General features: G+C 75.4%; 8 protein-coding genes. 2 read left to right on the top strand and 6 right to left on the bottom strand.

The window, feature by feature from the left end; all coding sequences use genetic code 11:
• Window positions 1–80 precede the first annotated feature (80 nt).
• Window positions 81–515 (bottom strand): hypothetical protein, encoded by a 435-nt coding sequence (locus ACFE60_RS17195; RefSeq protein WP_375390081.1) that lies wholly within the window; start codon window positions 513–515, stop codon window positions 81–83.
• Complete coding sequence (dapB, locus tag ACFE60_RS17200; RefSeq protein WP_375390082.1) at window positions 512–1234, bottom strand: 4-hydroxy-tetrahydrodipicolinate reductase; 723 nt, start codon at window positions 1232–1234, stop codon at window positions 512–514. Before dapB ends, ACFE60_RS17195 begins: the two co-directional genes overlap by 4 nt.
• 28 nt (window positions 1235–1262) lie before the next feature.
• On the opposite strand from dapB, the gene ACFE60_RS17205 reads away from it, so the two are divergent.
• On the top strand, window positions 1263–1739 hold the full coding sequence (locus ACFE60_RS17205) for a GNAT family N-acetyltransferase (protein ID WP_375390083.1): 477 nt from the start codon (window positions 1263–1265) through the stop codon (window positions 1737–1739).
• A 19-nt stretch (window positions 1740–1758) separates the two neighbouring features.
• Here ACFE60_RS17205 and ACFE60_RS17210 read toward each other — a convergent pair whose 3' ends face one another.
• Complete coding sequence (locus ACFE60_RS17210) at window positions 1759–2361, bottom strand: histidine phosphatase family protein (RefSeq protein ID WP_375390084.1); 603 nt, start codon at window positions 2359–2361, stop codon at window positions 1759–1761.
• 111 nt (window positions 2362–2472) lie between these two features.
• Between ACFE60_RS17210 and ACFE60_RS17215 the strand changes: the two genes are divergently transcribed.
• Entirely contained in the window at window positions 2473–3075 is a 603-nt protein-coding gene (locus tag ACFE60_RS17215; RefSeq protein ID WP_375390085.1) for a TetR/AcrR family transcriptional regulator, read from the top strand.
• 6 nt (window positions 3076–3081) lie between these two features.
• Here the strand turns inward: ACFE60_RS17215 and ACFE60_RS17220 are convergent, their stop codons facing one another.
• The 3 genes from ACFE60_RS17220 to ACFE60_RS17230 all read right to left on the bottom strand — a co-directional run.
• Window positions 3082–4218: an aldo/keto reductase gene (locus ACFE60_RS17220; protein WP_375390086.1), complete on the bottom strand. Its 1137-nt coding sequence runs from the start codon at window positions 4216–4218 to the stop codon at window positions 3082–3084.
• A gap of 65 nt (window positions 4219–4283) precedes the next feature.
• Window positions 4284–5228 carry an aldo/keto reductase gene (locus ACFE60_RS17225; protein WP_375390087.1) on the bottom strand — a complete coding sequence of 315 codons (945 nt, stop codon included), beginning with the start codon at window positions 5226–5228 and terminating at the stop codon, window positions 4284–4286.
• A gap of 132 nt (window positions 5229–5360) precedes the next feature.
• On the bottom strand, window positions 5361–5728 hold a 368-nt coding region (locus ACFE60_RS17230; RefSeq protein WP_375390088.1), incomplete at its 5' end, for a S1 RNA-binding domain-containing protein.

Raw genomic sequence — 5728 nt, forward strand, 5'->3', positions numbered from 1 at the left:
GCTGACCGTGCTTCTTCCTGCTGTCGTGCTCGGTTCTTCCTGCTGTCGTGCTCGGTCCGTGCGCGGGCCCGGGGAGGGGGTCAGCGGAAGAGGGCGATCGCGCGGCGCACCGCGGCTCGCGCGCGGCGACGATCGCCGGCGTCGTCGTAGGCGAGGCCGAGGCGGAGCCAGGCGCGCCAGTCGTCGGGGCGGGCCTCGGCCGCCTCCGCGTACGCCGGGAACGCGGCGTCGGCCGCCGTCCGCTCGACGCGGCCGCTCGCGCGCCGGGGAGCGTCGCTGCCCGGCAGCGGCTCCTCAGCGGCCAGCCGCCGCGTGAGGCGCGTCGCCTGCAGCCCGAACAGCAGCTCGCGCACCAGCAGGTACGCGCCGATCACCGGCAGCACGAGCAGCGCGACCCCGATCGCGATGCCGACCGGCTGCCCGGACTGCAGGAACGCCACCGCGCGCACGACCACGACGACGAGGTAGAGCACGAGCACCGCCGCCATCAGGACGGCGCCGCCGAAGGCCCTCATCCGAGGAGGAGGGGCTCGAGTCCGACGACGACGCCGGACAGCCCTGGCAGGGCGCGGATCGCGAGCCGGATGCCCGCCGCGTAGGCGACCGGCGAGGTCGTCTCGTGCCGCACGGTCAGCAGCTCGCCAGGGCCGCCGAACAGCGTCGACTGCTGCGCCTGCACGCCCTCGAGCCGCAGCGAGTGGATCGGCACGCTGCCGACCTGCTGCCCTCGCGCCCGCTGGTCGGTGTGGGGAGCAGCGACCGGCCCGAGGCCCGCCCGGGCGGCGGCGATGCGCTCCGCGGTCGCGACGGCGGTGCCCGAGGGCGAGTCCGCCTTGCCGGCGTGATGCGCCTCGACGATCTCGATCGACTCGAACCCGACGGCCGCCTGCTCGGCGAACCGGGCGGCGAGCACGGCGCCTACGGAGAAGTTGGGCACGATCAGCACGGCGGGCGCGGCCTCGTCGCGGCCCGCGCGGAGGGAGGCGATGCGCTCGCCGGTCCAGCCGCTCGTGCCGACGAGCACCGGCAGCCCGGCGTCCGTGGCCGCCCGCACCACGCCGGGCGACACCTGCGGCAGCGTGACGTCGACGACCGCGTCGAGCCCGGACGCGAACTCGAGGGCGTCGGCCGAGCCGAGGCGTTGGAGCACCTGCACGTCGGGCAGGTCCGCGGCGAGCTCCTCGATCAGGCGCCCCATCCGGCCGGAGGCACCCACGACGGCGAGGCGGATCACGGGCGACGAGCCTAGCCTTCGTGCCGAGATGCGCGTGATCGAGACGAGTCCCGACGACACCCTGACCGCCGAGCTGCTGCGGGCGTACTTCGCCGAGCGGGTGGGCGGCTTCACCGAGGGCGCGTACCGCGTCAGCGCCCCCGACCCCGCGCAGTTCACGCCGCCGGGGGTCTTCCTCCGGATCGACGAGGACGACGGCGCCCCGCTCGCCTGCGGCGGCCTGCGCGAGATCGAGCCGGCCGACGACGGGCGGCGGATGGAGGTCAAGCACCTGTTCGTCGCCCCCGCGGCGCGGGGCTCCGGCATCGGCCGACGCTTGATCACCCGCCTGGAGGCGCACGCGCGCTCCGAAGGGGCGGCGTGGCTGGTGCTCGACACCAACCGGTCCCTGGTCGCCGCCGCCGGCCTCTACGCGACGTCCGGCTTCCTGCCGGTCCCCGCGTTCAACGACAACCCGAACGCGACCGACTGGTACGCGAAGCGCCTGGTGCCGAGCCCCGCCTGACGGTCGGCGCCGGACCGGCTCAGAGCGGGAGGGGCTCCACCAGGCCGGTGCGCAGCTCGACCGGCAGGTGCGCCAGGTCGTTGTGCGCGACGACCGTCACCGGGCGGCCCGACCGCGCGCGCAGCACGGTGAGCCCGCAGTGCGCCTGCGTGAGGCCGAGCCACCGCCACTCCGGGGCGTCGAAGGCGTGCCGCACGAACTCGGCGATGACGAGGTTGTGGGTGATCAGCAGGTCGTGCCGCTCCTGGCCGCTCGGCGCCACGAACTCCGCCCAGGCGTCCGCCATCTGCGCGCGTCCCGCCTCGATCTCGGCGGGCGTCGCGGAGGAGAACCAGCTCGCGAACGCCTTCGGCACCTCCGACGTGCGCCCCGAGGGCACGCAGTCGAAGAGCAGGGCCGACGGCCTCGGGTCGAGCGACGGCAGCCGCTGCCGGACGATCGCGGCGGTCTCGGTCGCGACGGTGCTCGGCGCGTGCCAGACGTTCGTCAGCGGCACGCCGCCGATGCGCTCCGCGAGCAGCGCGGCCTGCCTGCGCCCGCGCGGCGAGAGCGGTCCGTCGGTGACGCCGTGCTCCGCATCGCGGTGCTCGCCGTGTCGGACGAGGTAGAGGTACTGCGTCATCGCGGCGACGATCGTACCGGCCCCTGCGCGCTCGCCTGCGCATGGACGGCGGGGCGGACAGGTCGTTCCACCCCCGGCGGGTAGCGTGCCCGCGACCGTCAGGAGGCACGCGTGACGACCATCCAGACCGGGGAGACCCGCCCGTCCCCCGCGCGCGAGCGGCTGCAGTCCGTCGCCGACGCGCTGTTCTACGGCAACGGGATCACCGCGACCGGCATCGACCGCCTGATCGCGGCGGCGCAGGTCACGAAGGCGACGTTCTACAAGCACTACGGCTCGAAGGACGCCCTCATCCTCGAGTACGTCGCGGGCCGCGACCAGCAGGTGCGCGCGGCGCTGGAGCGGCTCCGCGGGACGCACGACGGACCGGCGGCGGTCCTGGCGGCCGTCGTGGACGCCGTCGTCGCGGACACCGCCCGATCGGACTTCCGCGGCGATCCGTTCCTGAACGCCGCAGCGGAGTTCGCCTCCCCCACCCACCCGGTGCGGCTGGCGGTCACCGAGCACCGCGACTGGTTCACCGGCTTCCTGGAGGACCGGTTCCGCGAGCTCGGGCACCCCCGGCCGGGCGCGGCGGCCGACGAGTTCGTGCTGATGCGCGACGGCGCCGTGTGCGGCTCGTACGCGGGTGACGCGGTCGCGGCCACGAGCGCGTTCGTCCGCGCGACCCACCGGCTGCTCGACCCGCCCGCCGCGGCCGACGCCCGGACGTGAGCCGGCTCAGTCCGCGATCGCCCGCTCGTCGGCGGAGGCGCGCTCGAGCGCGGTGACCTCCGCGCGCGAGAGGTGCACCCCGGCCGCCGCCGTGACGGCCCACACCTGCTCGACGGTCGTCGCGGACACGATCGGGGCGGCGACGTGCGGTCGCGTCAGCAGCCAGGCGAGCGCGACCGCGGCCGGCGGCACGTCCCGCTGCCCCGCGATCCGGACCACGGCGTCGACGACGCGCATGCCGCGCCGCGTGAGGCTCGGCTGCAGCCGCTCCGCCCGGCCGGGATCCAGCTCGCGCAGCCGGCGCAGGGCGCCGCGCGTCGGCACCGCTGCCGCCAGGAATCCGCCGGCGAGCGGGGAGCGCGGCAGCGTGGCGAGCTGCTGCGCGTGCACCACCGGTGCGAGGACCCGCTCGTACGCCTCCCGCCGCATCAGGCTGTGCACCGGTGCGACCGCCTCGAACCGGGGCAGGCCGCGCTGGCCGGCCAGCACCCGCGCCTGCATCAGGCGGTCGGGCCGGTGGTCGCCTGCCGCGAGATGGCCGACCCGGTCCGCGTCGAGCAGCCCGGCGGCGGCCGTGAGCGTCTCCTCCATCGCGACCTCGGGATCGTGGTCGGCGAGCACCAGCAGGTCGAGCCGCGGCACGCCGAGGCGCTGCAGGAGGCGTTCGACGGCGGACAGGACCCCCGCGGCGGTCAGTCCCCCTGCGCGGCCGATGCGGCCGACCAGCACGGTCTGCTCGCGGCGGCCGCGGTTCGCGAGCCAGGCGCCCGCGAGCTGCGCCGCCGAGCCGTCCGCGGCGTCGTCGACCGCGAGCGCGTTGCCGCCGGCCGCGCCGTACGCGTCGAGCGCGCGGTGCGCGGCGGTCCGGTCGACCCCCTCCCCCAGCCGCGACACGTCGAGCACCACCGGGAAGACCGCGAGCCCGGTCGCGCCGACGGGGCGCAGCCGGAACGGCTGCGGCGGGGCGTCGAGCAGGGGCCGCGTCGCCCGATTCGCCATCGAGGCGAGCGACTGCTGCACGACGTCGAGCGCCGCGGCGACCGCCGGCTCGGGATCGGTCGCGAGCGGCCGGACCGGGCCGAGATCGACCGGCCGGGTCTCGTCGTCGGGCCGGCTGTGCCGCCCGCGCCCCTCGTCGCTCATCGCGTCCTCCCGCAGGAGGAGGGTACGGGCCGGGTGCCGTCCTGGACGGGCGACACCTCGGCCGGTCAGGAGTCGGTGGCGCGGTCGATGCGGGCGAGCTGGTCGGCGCTCAGCTCGAGCGAGGCGCCGGGCAGCAGGTCAGCGAGCGCCCGGGCGCTCGGCACCCGCACGACGGGAGCGGCGACGAGGGGGCGCGACAGCAGCCAGGCCAGGGCGACCCGCCCGACGTGCTGCCCGACCTCGTACGCGACGTCGTCGAGCACGCCGAGCACCGCGGCCCCCCGGCGGTTCACGTGCTTGAGCGCGCCCTGGAAGATCGGCGACGCGGGCTTGTCGTGCCGCGACCGGAAGTCGCCGCGCAGGTACCCGTTGGCGAGCGGCGTCCTCGCCAGCACGCCGAGATCGGCCGCGACGGCGATCGGGGCGAGGTCCCGCTCGTAGGGCTCGCGCTCCAGCAGGTTGTACTCCGGCAGGATCACGACGATGCCGGGGATCTCGAGCCGGCGCGCGGTCCGAACCGCCTCCCGCAGCGCCGCCGGGCGGAAGTCCGCCGCGCTGATGTGGCCCACCTTGCCGGCGGCCACCAGCTCCGCGGCGGCCGTGAGGGTCGCCTCGATCGGCGTCGACGGGTCGTCCCCGTCGAGGCCGAGCAGGTCGATGCGGTCGATCTGCATCCGCTCGAGGGACGCGTCGACGCCGCGGCGCAGCGACTTCGCCGACAGGCCCAGCGCGTCGGGGTGCTTGCCGACCTTCGTCGCGATGACGAGGCGGTCCCGGTGCGGGTGCCGCGACAGCCAGGAGCCGATCATGATCTCGCTGCGGCCGCCGGCGTAGTGCGAGGCCGTGCTGATCAGGTCACCGCCCGCGGCGTAGAACAGGTCGAGGACGTCGGCGGTCTCCTTGGCGTCCGTCGCCCAGCCGAAGACGCTGCCGTCGAGCGCGATCGGGTACACGGCCATGCCGGTCGAGCCGACCCGGCGCGAGATCGGTCCTGAGGTCAGCCCTGCCAACGAACCCCCTTGATCACACCGACCTGGAAGTCAGCAGTATCTCACATTCAGAATTACTGGAAAGGAGGGGTTGACAGCGACGGCCTCCGCCCGGCGATGCCGGACGGAGGCCGTCGTGGGTGTCGGACCGGGTCAGACGGTGGCCGGCTCCTCGACGACGGGCGCCAGCGACAGCTTGCCGCGGTCGTCCATCTTCGTGATCTCGACCTGGATCTTCTGGCCGACGGACAGGACGTCCTCGACGTTCTCGACCCGCTTGCCTCCGGCGAGCTTGCGCACCTCGGAGATGTGCAGCAGGCCGTCGCGGCCGGGCAGCAGCGACACGAACGCGCCGAACGCCGCGATCTTCACGACGGTGCCGAGGAACCGCTCGCCGATCTCCGGGTTGTGCGGGTTCGCGATGGCGTTGACCGCGGCACGCGCGGCCTCGGCGGACGGGCCGTCGACGGCGCCGATGTAGACGGTGCCGTCCTCCTCGATGGAGATGTCGGCGCCGGTGG

The sequence above is a fragment of the uncultured Amnibacterium sp. genome (assembly GCF_964245895.1).
GTDB lineage: Bacteria > Actinomycetota > Actinomycetes > Actinomycetales > Microbacteriaceae > Amnibacterium.